The 14,820-nt window shown below is 72.8% G+C and carries 10 protein-coding genes; 8 read left to right on the plus strand and 2 right to left on the minus strand.

The window, feature by feature from the left end; translation table 11 throughout:
* Window positions 1–7 precede the first annotated feature (7 nt).
* From ACFVH0_RS01765 to sucD, 5 genes are all read left to right on the plus strand, one after another.
* Window positions 8–1,120, plus strand: coding sequence for an AAA family ATPase (locus ACFVH0_RS01765; RefSeq protein ID WP_385817437.1), 1,113 nt, complete (start codon window positions 8–10; stop codon window positions 1,118–1,120).
* The gene (locus tag ACFVH0_RS01770) at window positions 1,117–3,900 is read left to right on the plus strand and encodes a DUF5682 family protein (RefSeq protein WP_385817438.1); all 2,784 of its coding nucleotides are present in this window, start codon (window positions 1,117–1,119) and stop codon (window positions 3,898–3,900) included. The genes ACFVH0_RS01765 and ACFVH0_RS01770 overlap by 4 nt, the downstream gene beginning before the upstream one ends.
* Entirely contained in the window at window positions 3,897–5,336 is a 1,440-nt protein-coding gene (locus ACFVH0_RS01775) for a VWA domain-containing protein (protein ID WP_385817439.1), read from the plus strand. The genes ACFVH0_RS01770 and ACFVH0_RS01775 overlap by 4 nt, the downstream gene beginning before the upstream one ends.
* Before the next feature lie 268 nt (window positions 5,337–5,604).
* Window positions 5,605–6,786, plus strand: coding sequence for an ADP-forming succinate--CoA ligase subunit beta (gene sucC, locus ACFVH0_RS01780; RefSeq protein WP_385817440.1), 1,182 nt, complete (start codon window positions 5,605–5,607; stop codon window positions 6,784–6,786).
* 21 nt (window positions 6,787–6,807) lie between these two features.
* Window positions 6,808–7,692, plus strand: a complete 885-nt coding sequence (sucD, locus tag ACFVH0_RS01785; RefSeq protein ID WP_124716857.1) for a succinate--CoA ligase subunit alpha — start codon at window positions 6,808–6,810, stop codon at window positions 7,690–7,692.
* A gap of 131 nt (window positions 7,693–7,823) precedes the next feature.
* Here the strand turns inward: sucD and ACFVH0_RS01790 are convergent, their stop codons facing one another.
* Window positions 7,824–9,239, minus strand: a complete 1,416-nt coding sequence (locus ACFVH0_RS01790; protein ID WP_385817441.1) for a helix-turn-helix domain-containing protein — start codon at window positions 9,237–9,239, stop codon at window positions 7,824–7,826.
* Window positions 9,240–9,364: 125 nt separating this feature from the next.
* Between ACFVH0_RS01790 and ACFVH0_RS01795 the strand changes: the two genes are divergently transcribed.
* The gene (locus ACFVH0_RS01795; RefSeq protein WP_385817512.1) at window positions 9,365–11,068 is read left to right on the plus strand and encodes a DUF6350 family protein; all 1,704 of its coding nucleotides are present in this window, start codon (window positions 9,365–9,367) and stop codon (window positions 11,066–11,068) included.
* Window positions 11,069–11,276: 208 nt separating this feature from the next.
* Here ACFVH0_RS01795 and ACFVH0_RS01800 read toward each other — a convergent pair whose 3' ends face one another.
* Window positions 11,277–12,182: a hypothetical protein gene (locus tag ACFVH0_RS01800; protein ID WP_385817442.1), complete on the minus strand. Its 906-nt coding sequence runs from the start codon at window positions 12,180–12,182 to the stop codon at window positions 11,277–11,279.
* A gap of 319 nt (window positions 12,183–12,501) precedes the next feature.
* Here ACFVH0_RS01800 and purN point away from each other — a divergent pair, with 319 nt between their 5' ends.
* Window positions 12,502–13,158: a phosphoribosylglycinamide formyltransferase gene (gene purN, locus ACFVH0_RS01805; RefSeq protein ID WP_385817443.1), complete on the plus strand. Its 657-nt coding sequence runs from the start codon at window positions 12,502–12,504 to the stop codon at window positions 13,156–13,158.
* On the plus strand, window positions 13,145–14,698 hold the full coding sequence (purH, locus tag ACFVH0_RS01810; protein WP_385817444.1) for a bifunctional phosphoribosylaminoimidazolecarboxamide formyltransferase/IMP cyclohydrolase: 1,554 nt from the start codon (window positions 13,145–13,147) through the stop codon (window positions 14,696–14,698). The genes purN and purH overlap by 14 nt, the downstream gene beginning before the upstream one ends.
* Window positions 14,699–14,820 lie beyond the last annotated feature (122 nt).

Below are 14,820 nucleotides of genomic sequence, written 5' to 3' on the forward strand. Positions count from 1 at the left end.
GGGATCCATGACCGTGTCCGAAACCACTGCCGCCGTCGACGTACAGGCTCTGCGACCGCATGCCGAGGACGCCTTCGCCCATGAGCTGAAGGCCCTCGCCGCGGCCGACGACCGCCCGCGCCCCGCCCGTTGGAAGCTCTCGCCGTGGGCCGTCGCCACCTATCTGCTGGGTGGCGCCCTGTCGGACGGCACCGTGATCACACCGAAGTACGTCGGCCCACGCAGACTCGTCGAGGTCGCCGTGACCACCCTCGCCACCGACCGGGCCCTGCTGCTCCTCGGTGTTCCGGGGACCGCCAAGACCTGGGTTTCGGAACACCTCGCGGCCGCCGTCAGCGGGGACTCGACACTGCTCGTCCAGGGCACGGCGGGCACCCCGGAAGAGGCGGTCCGCTACGGCTGGAACTACGCGCAGCTGCTCGCGCACGGGCCCAGCCGCGACGCCCTGGTGCCCAGCCCGCTCATGCGCGCCATGTCCGACGGCATGACGGCGCGGATCGAGGAACTCACGCGTATCCCCGCCGATGTGCAGGACTCGCTCATCACGATCCTGTCGGAGAAGACGCTCCCCGTCCCCGAGCTGGGACAGGAGGTCCAGGCGGTCCGCGGATTCAACGTCATCGCCACCGCCAACGACCGCGACCGCGGCGTCAACGAGCTGTCCAGCGCCCTGCGCCGCCGGTTCAACACCGTCGTGCTCCCGCTGCCGGCCACGCCCGACGCCGAGGTCGACATCGTGTCCCGGCGCGTCGACCAGATAGGGCGCTCGCTCGACCTCCCGGCCTCGCCGGACGGCATGACCGAGATCCGCCGCGTCGTCACGGTCTTCCGCGAACTGCGCGACGGAGTCACCACCGACGGCCGCACCAGGCTCAAGTCCCCCTCGGGGACGCTGTCGACGGCCGAGGCGATCTCCGTCGTCACCAACGGCCTTGCCCTGGCCGCGCACTTCGGCGACGGGATGCTGCGCCCCGGCGACGTGGCGGCGGGCATCCTCGGCGCGGTCGTCCGCGATCCCGCCGCCGATCGCGTGGTCTGGCAGGAGTACCTGGAGACGGTGGTCCGGGAGCGGGACGGGTGGAAGGACTTCTACCGCGCCTGCCGCGAGGTATCCGCATGACCCGGGCCGAGCGTCCTGCGGGACCGCTGCTGCTGGGGGTGCGGCACCACGGACCGGGCTCGGCCCGCGCAGTCCGCGCCGCGCTGGATGCCGCCCGCCCGCAGGCCGTGCTCGTGGAGGGGCCGCCGGAGGCCGACGCGCTGCTGCCGCTGGCGGCCGACGCGCGGATGCGGCCACCGGTCGCGCTGCTCGCCCATGCCGTCGACGACCCGGGACAGGCGGCGTTCTGGCCGCTGGCCGCGTTCTCGCCCGAGTGGATCGCGATCCGCTGGGCCCTTGAACAGGGCGTTCCGGTCCGGTTCATCGACCTGCCCGCAGCCAACTCCCTGGCCATGGCACAGGCCGCGGAACACGAAGCGGACAGCGACGAGAACGGGGGCGGGAGCGGGACGAGGGAAGAGAGAGAAGGGGACGGGGGAGCCGGGGGAGCGGAAGGTGAGGAGGGGGCGGCGGGCTCGGTCGAGCGGGCCCCGATCGACCCCATCGGCGTGCTCGCCCGGACGGCGGGCTACGACGACCCGGAGCGCTGGTGGGAGGACGTCGTCGAACACCGCACCCGGGACGGCGAAGCCGCGGACCCGCGGGCACCGTTCGCCGCCCTCGCCGAGGCGATGACCGCCCTGCGCGAGGTGTACGGGGACGGCGGCCATCCCCGTGACGCCGTCCGCGAGGCACACATGCGCATCCAACTGCGAAAGGCCGGCAAGGAGTTCGGCGACGACATCGCGGTCGTCTGCGGTGCCTGGCACGTGCCCGCGCTCGGTACGAGGACCACGCTCACCGCCGACCGCGCCCTGCTGAAGGGACTGCCCAAGGTCAAGGCCGAGCTGACCTGGGTTCCCTGGTCGCACCGGCGGCTGGCCCGGCGCAGCGGCTACGGCGCGGGCATCGACTCGCCCGGCTGGTACGGACACCTCTTCGATGCCCCGGACCGCCCGATCGAGCGGTGGATGACCAAGGTCGCCGGACTCATGCGTGACGAGGACCGGTTCGTGTCGTCCGCCCATGTCATCGAGGCCGTCCGGCTCGCCGAGACCCTGGCCGCCATGCGTGGCCGCCCGCTCGCCGGGCTGGGCGAGACGACGGACGCGATCCGTGCCGTGATGTGCGAAGGCTCCGATGTGCCGCTCGCGCTCGTCCAGGACCGGCTGATCGTCGGCGAGGCCCTGGGCGAAGTCCCGGACACCGCCCCCGCCGTACCCCTGCAACGCGACCTCACCCGTCAGCAGCGCACGCTCCGGCTCAAACCGGAGGCGCAGGAGCGGGAGTTGGAGCTCGACCTGCGCAAGGACAATGACGCGGCCCGCAGCAGGCTGTTGCACCGGCTGCGCGTCCTCGCCGTCGGCTGGGGCGAGCCCGCCGCCGCCCGGGCGAGCACCGGCACCTTCCGGGAGAGCTGGCGGCTGCGCTGGGAACCCGAGCTGTACGTACAGGTCGCGGAGGCCGGGACCTGGGGCACCACCGTGCTCTCCGCGGCCACCGCCAAGGCCGGTTCGCAGGCGGCCTCCGCGACCGCGCTCGCCGAGGTCACGGCCCTCGCCGAGCAGTGCCTCCTGGCCGAACTGCCCGACGCGCTGCCCGTGGTGATGCGGGCCCTCGCCGACCGCGCCGCGCTCGACTCCGATGTCGGCCATCTCGCCGACGCGCTGCCCGCGCTGGCCCGCACCCTGCGCTACGGCGACGTGCGGTCCACGGACACCGCGGCGCTCACCGAGGTCGCGGCCGGGCTCGCCGAGCGGATCTGCGTCGGCCTGCCGCCCGCCTGCACCGGGCTGGACGCCGATGGCGCCGCCGAACTGCGCGCCCGGGTGGACGGGGTCCACACCGCGATCGGACTGCTCACCGGAGCCGCACCGGCGAACACCGGCACGGGGACGGGCGCGGGGACGGGCACGGACGCCGGCACCGGCACCGGCACGGACGCCGGCACCGGCACCGGCACGGACGCCGGCACCGGCACGGACGCCGGCACCGGCACGGGCACGCGGACGGGTGCGGGCGCATGTACGGACGTGGGCACGGACGCTGGCACGGGCGCGGACGCCGGCACGGGCGCGGGCACGCGGACGGGTGCGGGTGCATGTACGGACGTGGGCACGGACGCCGGCACGGGCGCGGACGCGGACACCGGCACGGGCACGGGCACGGGCACGGACGCCGGCACCGGCACCGGCGGGTTGCGCGGGCGCTGGACGGCCGTACTGCACAAGCTCGCCGCCCGGGACACGGTCGCCGGAGTCATCCGGGGGCGCGCCACCCGCCTGCTGCTCGACGAAGGACGGCTCGCGGAGGACGACGCGGCACGGCTCATGGGCCTGGCCCTCTCGCCCGGCACGCCCCCGGCCGACGCCGCGGAGTGGATCGAGGGGTTCGTCGGCGGAGCCGCCGGCGGCGGCATGCTGCTCGTCCACGACGAGCGGCTGCTCGGCCTGGTCGACGCCTGGCTCACGGGCGTGCCCGCCCACCAGTTCGCCGATGTGCTGCCACTGCTGCGGCGCACGTTCTCGGCGTACGAAGCGGGCGTACGGCGCACCCTGGGCGAGCTGGTGCGGCGAGGCCCGTCCGCCGGAGGACCGGCAGCCACTGGTACGGGCACGGAGGCCGGGGCTCCGGCCCCCGGATTCGGTCCGGGGCTGGACGAGGCCCGGGCCGACGCGGTCGAGCCGGTGCTGCGCCTGTTGCTCGGACTGCACGACGATCCGGGCCCGGACGGCGACGCCTCGTCCGGGCAGGCCGGAAAAGCCGCGAACATCGAGGAACCGCTGGGGGCAACGGCATGACCACGAGTACGACCGGCACCACACCGTCCCCGGCCGGGGCATCGGGCACGACCGGCACCACACCGTCCCCGGCCGGGGCATCGGGCACGACCGGCCCCGCACCGTCCCCGGCCCGGACATCGAACGCGACCGGCACCGCACCGTCCCCGGCCGGGGCATCGGGCACGGTCGGCACCGCACCGTCCCCGGCCCGGACGCCGAACGCGACCAGCACCACACCGCCCCCCGCCCACGAACCGGACACACCGCCCCCGACGCGCACACCGCCGTCCGGTCCGGCGAACGACGAGCGGCTGCGGCGGTGGCGGCTGGTGCTGGGCGCGGACAGCGCCGAGAGCACCGGCTGCACCCTCACCGGCCGCGATGCCGCGATGGACGGCGCGCTGACCGCGCTGTACGGCGACGGAGGCAAGCAGGGCGGCCGGGGCAGGAACAGCCGCTCGGCCGGACTCGGGGCCTCCGCCCCTTCCGTGGCCCGCTGGCTCGGCGACATCCGCACGTACTTCCCCAGCTCAGTCGTCCAGGTCATGCAGCGCGACGCGATCGACCGGCTCGGTCTCGCCGCGCTCCTCCTCGAACCGGAGATGCTGGAGGCGGTCGAGGCCGACGTCCATCTCGTGGGCACACTCCTCTCGCTCAACAAGGCCATGCCCGAGACGACGAAGGAGACCGCGAGAGCGGTCGTGCGCAAGGTCGTCGAGGACCTGGAGAAGCGGCTCGCCGCCCGCACCCGGGCCACGCTCACCGGCGCGCTGGACCGCTCGGCGAAGATCGACCGGCCCCGTCACCACGACATCGACTGGGACCGCACCATCCGGGCCAACCTCAAGAACTACCTCCCCGAGTACGGCACCGTCGTTCCCGAGCGGCTCATCGGCTACGGACGGGCCGCCCGGTCCGTGAAGAAGGACGTCATCCTCTGCATCGACCAGTCGGGGTCGATGGCCGCCTCGGTCGTCTACGCCTCCGTCTTCGGCGCGGTGCTCGCGTCCATGCGCACCCTGCGAACGAGGCTCGTCGTCTTCGACACGGCGGTGGTCGACCTCACCGATCAGCTCGACGACCCCGTGGACGTGCTCTTCGGCACCCAGCTCGGTGGCGGCACCGACATCAACCGCGCGCTCGCCCACTGCCAGTCGCGGATCACCCGCCCCGCCGACACCGTGGTCGTGCTCATCAGCGACCTCTACGAGGGCGGCATACGCAACGAGATGCTGAAGCGGGTGGCCGCGATGAAGGCCTCCGGCGTGCAGTTCGTGACGCTGCTCGCGCTGTCCGACGAGGGCGCGCCCGCCTACGACCGCGACCACGCGGCGGCGCTCGGGGCCCTGGGCGCACCGGCCTTCGCGTGCACCCCGGACCTCTTCCCGGACGTGATGGCGGCGGCCATCGAGAAGCGGCCACTCCCCGTACCGGACAAGGACACTCGTCGCTAACCCCCGGGGCCGCGCGGCCGCTGCGTCACGCACCCCCGTTCGGGCCGTCACGACCCGCCACCAGCATGATCTGTGACCGTAATCACCGCTCAGGTGTGATCTGTGATTTAGGGTCCTGCGGAGCTCGGGGATAACCTGCGAGATGGACATGCCGCGTACCCCGGGTCACCGTGTGCGCCTTCCTAGTGACAGAGCAGTCACGTTGCCCCTCGCGGCACGCCCACGCAGAAAACGAACCGCGAGACCATTGATTAAGGGACGGACGCGCGTGGACCTGTTCGAGTACCAGGCGAGGGACCTCTTCGCCAAGCACGGTGTACCGGTGCTGGCCGGTGAAGTCATCGACACGCCTGAGGCAGCCCGCGAGGCGACCGAGCGGCTGGGCGGCAAGTCTGTCGTCAAGGCGCAGGTGAAGGTCGGCGGCCGCGGCAAGGCCGGCGGCGTCAAGCTGGCCGCCACCCCCGACGAGGCGGTCGCCCGCGCGACCGACATCCTCGGCATGGACATCAAGGGCCACACGGTCCACAAGGTGATGATCGCCGAGACCGCGCCGGAGATTCTTGAGGAGTACTACGTCTCGTACCTCCTCGACCGCACCAACCGCACCTTCCTGGCCATGGCCTCGGTGCAGGGTGGCATGGACATCGAGGAGGTCGCGGAGAAGACCCCCGAGGCCCTCGCGAAGGTCCCGGTCGACTCCAACTCCGGCGTCACCATCGAGAAGGCCCGCGAGATCGTCGCCCAGGCGAAGTTCCCGGCCGAGGTCGCCGAGAAGGTCGCCGAGGTCCTGGTGACGCTGTGGGACACCTTCGTCGCCGAGGACGCGCTCCTCGTCGAGGTGAACCCGCTCGCCAAGGTCGCCTCCGGCGACATCATCGCGCTGGACGGAAAGGTGTCTCTCGACGAGAACGCCGACTTCCGTCAGCCCGAGCACGAGGCGCTTGAGGACAAGGCCGCGGCCAACCCGCTTGAGGCCGCCGCCAAGGCCAAGAACCTCAACTACGTCAAGCTCGACGGCGAGGTCGGCATCATCGGCAACGGTGCCGGTCTGGTCATGTCGACGCTGGACGTCGTCGCGTACGCCGGTGAGAACCACGGCAACGTGAAGCCCGCCAACTTCCTCGACATCGGTGGCGGCGCCTCCGCCGAGGTCATGGCGAACGGCCTGGAGATCATCCTCGGCGACCCGGACGTCAAGTCCGTCTTCGTCAACGTCTTCGGTGGCATCACCGCGTGCGACGAGGTCGCCAACGGCATCGTCCAGGCGCTCGCGCTGCTCAAGTCCAAGGGCGAGGAAGTCACCAAGCCGCTGGTCGTGCGCCTCGACGGCAACAACGCGGAGCTGGGTCGCAAGATCCTTTCCGACGCCAACCACCCGCTGGTTCAGCGCGTGGACACCATGGACGGCGCGGCCGACAAGGCCGCCGAGCTCGCCGCGGCTGCGAAGTAAAGGACGAGGGACTCCAACACCATGGCAATCTTCCTCACCAAGGACAGCAAGGTCATCGTCCAGGGGATGACCGGTGCCACCGGCATGAAGCACACCAAGCTCATGCTCGCCGACGGCACCAACATCGTCGGCGGCGTGAACCCGCGCAAGGCCGGCACCTCCGTCGACTTCGACGGCACCGAGGTACCGGTCTTCGGCTCCGTCGCCGAGGCGATGGAGAAGACCGGCGCTAACGTGTCCGTCCTCTTCGTGCCGCCGGCCTTCGCGAAGGCCGCCGTCGTCGAGGCGATCGACGCCGAGATCCCCCTCGCGGTCGTCATCACCGAGGGCATCGCCGTCCACGACTCGGCCGCCTTCTGGGCGTACGCCGGTTCGAAGGGCAACAAGACCCGGATCATCGGCCCGAACTGCCCCGGCCTGATCACCCCCGGCCAGTCCAACGCCGGCATCATCCCGGGTGACATCACCAAGCCCGGCCGCATCGGTCTCGTGTCCAAGTCCGGCACGCTGACCTACCAGATGATGTACGAGCTCCGTGACATCGGCTTCTCGTCCGCCGTCGGCATCGGTGGCGACCCGGTCATCGGTACGACGCACATCGACGCCCTCGCGGCGTTCGAGGCCGACCCCGAGACCGACCTGATCGTGATGATCGGCGAGATCGGCGGCGACGCCGAGGAGCGTGCGGCCGACTTCATCAAGGCCAACGTCACCAAGCCGGTCGTCGGTTACGTCGCGGGCTTCACCGCCCCCGAGGGCAAGACCATGGGCCACGCCGGTGCCATCGTCTCCGGCTCCTCCGGCACCGCCCAGGCGAAGAAGGAGGCCCTTGAGGCCGCCGGCGTCAAGGTCGGCAAGACGCCGACCGAGACCGCCAAGCTGGCCCGCGAGATCCTCGGCGCCTGATCGCTCCACCGCGTCGGCGCAGTACCGCCGCACGCAGTATCGCGTCACCGCACAGACGGCGCGGGTCCGTACCCGATCAAGGGGTACGGACCCGCGCCGTTTCGGTTTCTCCGCCGCCGTCCCGGAGCGGCTCAGCCGGCCTCGGGGACCAGCCGCGCCGGTCCCCGTACGAGCTCGCCGTGGAGCTGCTTGTGCAGCTTGATGTCCTGCGGCGTCAGCTTCTGCGGACCGCCCCGCGGCGGCACCCCGCCGACCTGCTGGGCGGGTGACTCCGGGGTCTCGTACCGCGTCGGGGCGGTGCCCAGCGTGAACAGCGTCAGCCCGATGAGCAGCACCGTGAACGAGAGGGCCGCCCGGGTCCACAGCTGGGCCCTGCGCTCGCTGTCCGTGCGGATCACGACGGGCGGGGGCAGCGAGTCGGAGGGCTGGGCCAGGGCCAGCGCCCCGAGCCGCTCGTGCAGCAGCGCCGACTGCTCGGCGGGCGACGAGCCCTCCGCCAGTTCGGGCAGCCGCTCGGCGACCGCGGCACGGGCGTTCATCAGCCTGCCCGCCGCCGCCGGGGTGCTCGCCTCCGTCTCCGCCGCCGTCTCCGGCAGATCCAGGCCGACGCCGTCGTAGAGCAGCAGGGTGCTGCGGTACGACGGCGGCAGCTCCAGCAGCGCGTCGAGCAGCGCCCGCGGACCGGGATCGGCCGGCGGCGGGTCGAGCCGGCGGTGGGTGCGGCGCAGCCGGTGCCACGGCGACATGGCGTACTCGTACGCGGCGGCCCGGACCCAGCCCACCGGATCCCGGTCCACCGCGACCTCGGGCCAGCGCTCCCAGGCCAGTGCGAAGGCCCGTGCGACGGACTCCAGGGAGAGGTTCCGACGCCCGGTCAGCAGAAACGTCTGGCGGAACAGGCCGGCGGCGGAGTGCCTGTACAGGGCATCGAACGCCTCCTCGGGGGAGAGCCCGCCAGGGGCCGTTCCGGTGATTCCGGCAGATTCGGCGGTTCCAGTGATTCCGGCGGTTCCGCCGGTTCCAGCGGTTCCGGTGGTCCCAGTGGCTTCGGTGGTTCTGGTGGTTCCGGCCGTGGCGGCCGGTCCGGGCATTGCGGATGCGCCGGGCAGATCGGGGGTGGTGCCGGGCTCGGTCGGGGCCATGGCGGTGCTCCCGGTGGCTTCGACGGGGGTCGGCGGGCGCGACGGCGGCTTCGTGGACGTCACCGGCTTGGAGAGCCTCGCGACCGTCTTCGGCGCTGCCGGTCGGACCGCACGTTTGACGGCGGCCTTCGGCCGGGTGTTCGGGGCGCCCGGTTTGGTCCGGGCGCTCGGTGGGGTGGTCTGCGGGCTTGGCCGGCCACCGCTGATCAGCCTGGCGTACGCCTCGCGTTTCCGCCCGCGGGGAGTGGTGCGGCCGGTCTCCCAGGACCGGACCGTGGCGCGCGTGACGCCCATGGCCGCCGCGACCTGCTCTTCACTCAGTGACTTCGCCTCACGCAGTCTGCGTCGCTCCTTGGGGGAGGGGAGCGGGTGCGCAGAGGCCGTATCGGTCGATCTCTGCGTCATGAAGAACCCCCGGTGGGGCTGCACTGGGTAAAAAAGTACATAAACGTATATTGGGCGACACAGCGACCGTTCGCCTGTTACGCGGAATAAGCGCGTGTCGTTGGCAGCATGGCCGAGTGACCCAAGTGACCGGAAGCAGCCCGTCGTTGTCGGCCGAGCAGGGCCGGCCCGCCGTGCTGGCGTACGCCCTTTTGCGTGGAGCGGTTGCGGCCGGGCTGGGAGTGGGCTCGATCGCCGTCCTCGTCCTGATGCTGTGGATCAGCTCCCCCACCTCCGACAGCAGCCCGGGCGGCGCGCTCCACGCGGCGGCCGGGCTCTGGCTGCTCGCCCACGGCGCGGAGCTGATCAGGGCCGGCACGCTCAGCGGGGTTCCCGCCCCGGTGGGCATCGTTCCGCTGCTGCTCGCCGTGGTGCCGGTGTGGCTGGTGCACCGTGCGGCGCGGGATGTCCTGGTGCCCGAGGAGGGGCGCCCGGTCCCCTCGGAGGCGGGGGCGTTCACCATGGTCGTCACCGGATATCTGCTGGTCGGGGCGGCCGTCGCGTACTACGGGCGGGGCGGACCGCTGTCCGTGCACCCGCCGTCGCTGCTCTTCCCGGCGGCGCTCGTGGTGGTGGGCGCGGCGGCGGCCGGGGTCTGGACGGCGGCCGGGCGGCCGGTCGGGCCGCCGCCGTCCTGGGCGCCGGTGAGTCTGCACGAGGCGCTGGCGCGCGGCCGGTTCAGGGAACACGCGGGGACGGCGTGCCGGACGGCGGCGGCCGGGGTGTCGGTGCTGCTCGGCGGCGGGGCGCTGCTCGTCGCGGTGGCGCTGATGTGGCACGCGCACCCCGCCCAGCAGTCGTTCGTCCAGCTCTCGGGCGACTGGGCCGGCCGGGTCTCGGTCTTCCTGCTCGCGCTGGTGCTGGTGCCGAACGCGGCGGTGTGGGGTGCGGCCTACGGGCTCGGGCCGGGCTTCGCTCTCGGCACGGCGTCCACGGTCACCCCGCTCGCCTTCTCGGGCCGTCCGGCGCTGCCCGGCTTCCCGCTGCTCGCCGCGATGCCCGCCGAGGGCCCGGGGACGGTCCTGAACTGGTCGGCCGCCGGGGTGCCGGTCGCGGCCGGGGCGACGGTCGCCTGGTTCACCGTACGGCGGGCCGCGCCCCCGGGTGCCGCGCGGGAGGACGCCTGGAGCCCGGGGGAGACCGCGCTGACGGCGGCCCTGGCGGCGGTGGGGTGCGGGGCCGGTACGGCGGTGCTGGCGGCGGCCGCCGGGGGGCCGCTCGGCACCCGGGCACTGGCGGAGTTCGGGCCGGTGTGGTGGCTCACGGGTGCGGCGGCCCTGGCGTGGACGGCGCTGCTCGGCATCCCCGGCGCGCTGCTGCTCCGGGCCTGGCGGCTGCGGGAGCCCGGCGCCGTCACGGATACGGAAGAGGGGACGGAGGGGGAGACGGCCGGGAAGCCGCGGCCGGAACGGGAGCCGGAGCCGGTCCCGGCGTCGGTGTCCGCATCCGCCTCGGCTGTTCCCGCCCCCGCCCGCGCCCGCGAGGAGGCGTCGCGGGGATCGCACGGCGGCGACCGGCGGTGGTGGCGGTGGTCCGGACGCCGGGGCGGCGGCGATGAGGAGGGGGCGGCGCAGGGGGGCGACTCCGGCGCCGTGTCCGCGGGCGCCCCCGCTTCCCGTCCCGCTCGTCGTCCCGCTGCGGCGACATCGACGCCGGTAACGCCGCCCGCCGCCCGCATGGCCGTTCCGGACCAGGACGAGGGCTTCGAGCCGTACGACTTCCTGCCGACCGACCCCTGGCACGAGCGGACGGCCCGGCCCGAGGAGGCCGGGCCGTCCGGAAACAGCTGAACGCCCTGGGCGGCTTCGGGACCTGCTCGCCCCGAAGCCGGACGCTCCAGGGTCTCTCGTCCGGAGCATCCCGGGCTCGCGTGCCCCGGTGCCGCGCCTCGCCGCGTTGTCGTCGGTCGCCGGCGCTCTGCGTCGACTCCCTCCTCCGCCTTGCGATGCACGACACCGGACCCCGCTGCCCGATGCGGCCCGATCCAGACGGAAGGCCCTAGTTCTTGACGCCGAAGAAGGGCTCCAGCGGCTTCGGCAGCAGGTCGTTGCAGGACAGCTGGCCGGTCTTGGTCAGGGCGTCGTTCACGCAGGTGTAGTAGTCGCGGTAGACCAGCTGCACCGTGTAGGTCGTCGCGACGATCGAGAGCGCGAGCAGCGCCGTCACCAGGCCGCTCACCGCGGCCGTGGTCTGCTGTCGGCCACCGGCCGGCGCGGCGGGCGTGCCCGGAGCGGATCCGGCCGCCGGAACCCGCCCGGGAGCGGCGGCACCGGTCGTCCCGGCACCGGTCGTCCCGGCAGCGGCCGTCCCCTGGCCGGAGCCGTCGGCCGCCGTGGCGGACGCACTCTTCGGCTTGGCCCGGAGCGAGCTGATCGCCCAGTACACGGAGAGCGCGCCGAGCAGCAGGGCGATCTCCGGGAAGTCGAAGAGGGCGAAGAAGAAGGCCCACATGCCGCCGAGCAGCGCGTAGCGCGCACGGCGCTGGGCGGGGTCGGTCGGATCCCAGCGCAGCCCACCGGGGCTGCCCTCGGGCCCGCCCTGGCCGTTCGAGCCGCCCTGGCCTCCGGGGCGTCCGCCGAAGCCGCCGCTCTGGCGGCCGGGCTGCCGGCTGCTCCACTGGCCGCCCCAGGCCTGCCGGTCGTCGGAGGAGCCGTCCTTGTTGCCGTCCCCGTCGCCGTTTCCGCTGTTCGAGGGGTGGCGGGGCTGCCAGGGCTGGTCGGGCCGGTTCTCGGGGGGCGCGGCGAACGGGTTCTCGTCCGTCCGGCCGGAGGCCCCGGACGTGTCGGGGTCTCCGGAGGAGGAAGAAGAGGAGGAGCCCGTGGGGGACTGGCGTTCCCGCATCAGCAGTGAGGTCCGCTCGGGCAGCGGCTGGCGGAAGGCGGTGCGGTGGCGTCGGTCCGGCATGTGGTGAACGTCTTCCCCATCTCGTCATTTCCGCCCTGCGGACGGTTCGCTGTCCCCTGACGCTACCTCCCGGCCAGGAGCGGCCGAAAGCTGGGAGCGGGGCCCGGACAGCCGATACTCGCCCCCCGGGCCCGCCGTCGCACCCCGGAGCCGGGCCGGTCGCCGTCCACCCCCGTCCCGTGGGGGTCCTCCGAGGTGCCGGTATCGTTGCTGACGGTCGGCTGGTTCGTAGAGTTCCCCGTATCGAGGGGCTCAGTTCTTTCGTACGACCATACAAATCAGCGTCACTCTGCTTCACCACGCGAGAAAGGGCCCAGCCGTGGCCTCCCCGCCCCCCTCCGCCGCCCCTGCGCGCCTGGTCGTACTGGTCTCCGGTTCGGGTACGAACCTTCAAGCCCTGCTCGACGCCATCGGTGACGACCCCGAGGGCTTCGGCGCGCGGATCGTCGCGGTCGGCGCCGACCGCCCCGGCATCGTCGGACTGGAGCGGGCGGAGCGCGCCGGGCTGCCGACCTTCGTGTGCCGGGTCAAGGACCACGCCACCCGCGAGGAATGGGACGCGGCACTCGCGGCCGCGACGGCCGAGCACCGCCCCGACCTCGTGGTGTCCGCCGGATTCATGAAGATCGTGGGCAAGGAGTTCCTCGCCCGGTTCGGCGGCCGGTTCATCAACACCCACCCCGCCCTGCTTCCCAGCTTTCCCGGTGCCCACGGAGTGCGCGACGCGCTCGCGTACGGCGTGAAGGTCACCGGGTGCACCGTCCACTTCGTCGACGACGGCGTCGACACCGGTCCGATCATCGCGCAGGGCGTGGTCGAGGTGACCGAAGAGGACACGGCGGAGGGCGAAGCGGCCCTCCATGAACGCATCAAGAAAGTCGAGCGCAAGCTGCTCGTCGATGCCGTGGGGCGGCTCGCCCGTGACGGCTATCGCATTGAGGGACGAAAGGTTCATCTCGGTCATGTCGGTGAATAAGCCCATCCGCCGCGCCCTGGTCAGTGTCTACGACAAGACGGGGCTCGAAGACCTCGCCCGCGGTCTGCACGAGGCCGGTGTCGAGCTGGTCTCCACCGGCTCCACCGCCGGGAGGATCGCCGCCGCAGGGGTGCCGGTCACCAAGGTCGAGGAGCTCACCGGCTTCCCCGAGTGCCTCGACGGCCGCGTCAAGACGCTGCACCCCCGCGTCCACGCCGGCATCCTCGCCGACCTCCGCCTGGACGCCCACCGCGAGCAGCTCGCCGAGCTCGGCGTGGAGCCGTTCGACCTGGTGGTCGTCAACCTCTACCCGTTCAAGGAGACCGTCGCCTCCGGCGCCTCCGCCGACGAGTGCGTGGAGCAGATCGACATCGGCGGTCCGTCCATGGTGCGCGCCGCCGCCAAGAACCACCCGTCCGTGGCCGTCGTCACCAGCCCCGAGCGGTACGCCGACGTCCTCGCCGCGGTCGCGGCGGGCGGCTTCGACCTGGCCGCCCGCAAGCGGCTGGCCGCCGAGGCGTTCCAGCACACCGCCGCTTACGACGTGGCCGTCGCCTCCTGGTTCGCGGACGACTACGCCGCCGCCGACGACTCGGGCTTCCCCGACTTCTTCGGCACGACGTACGAGCGCAAGAACGTGCTGCGGTACGGCGAGAACCCGCACCAGCCCGCCGCGCTCTACACCTCCGGCACCGGTGGCCTGGCCGAGGCGGAGCAGCTGCACGGCAAGGAGATGTCGTACAACAACTACACGGACACCGACGCCGCGCGCCGGGCCGCGTACGACCACGCCGAGCCGTGCGTCGCGATCATCAAGCACGCCAACCCGTGCGGCATCGCGATCGCCGACGACGTTGCCGAGGCACACCGCAACGCGCACGCCTGCGACCCGCTGTCGGCCTTCGGCGGCGTCATCGCCGTCAACCGTCCGGTGACCGTCGCCATGGCCGAGCAGGTCGCGGAGATCTTCACCGAGGTCATCGTCGCCCCGGCGTACGAGGACGGCGCGGTCGAGGTCCTGGCCCGCAAGAAGAACATCCGGGTGCTGCGCTGCCCCGACGCCCCGTCCGCCGAGGTCGAGGTCAAGCCGATCGACGGCGGCGCGCTGCTCCAGGTCACCGACCGCCTCCAGGCCGACGGGGACGACCCGGCCAACTGGACCCTCGCCACCGGTGAGGCCCTGTCCGAGGACGAGCTGAAGGAGCTCGCCTTCGCGTGGAAGGCCTGCCGCGCGGTCAAGTCCAACGCGATCCTGCTCGCCAAGGACGGCGCCTCGGTCGGCGTCGGCATGGGCCAGGTCAACCGAGTCGACTCCGCGAAGCTGGCCGTCGAGCGGGCGGGCGAGGAGCGGGCACGCGGCTCGTACGCCGCCTCCGACGCGTTCTTCCCGTTCCCGGACGGGCTGGAGATCCTGACCGCCGCGGGCATCAAGGCCGTGGCCCAGCCCGGAGGTTCGGTCCGTGACGAGCTGGTCGTCGAGGCCGCGAAGAAGGCGGGCGTGACGATGTACCTCACGGGTACGCGCCACTTCTTCCACTGACGGTCCCACAGCACGAAGGGCCGGAACTCCGAGAGGAGTTGCGGCCCGTGGTGGTGTGCGCGGTGCTGCGTTTCTTGTTTTTAACAAGGGTGCCGGGGGGACCGTCGGTCCCCGCCTGTAGA

This window comes from Streptomyces sp. NPDC127117, from assembly GCF_042677325.1.
Classification (GTDB): domain Bacteria; phylum Actinomycetota; class Actinomycetes; order Streptomycetales; family Streptomycetaceae; genus Streptomyces.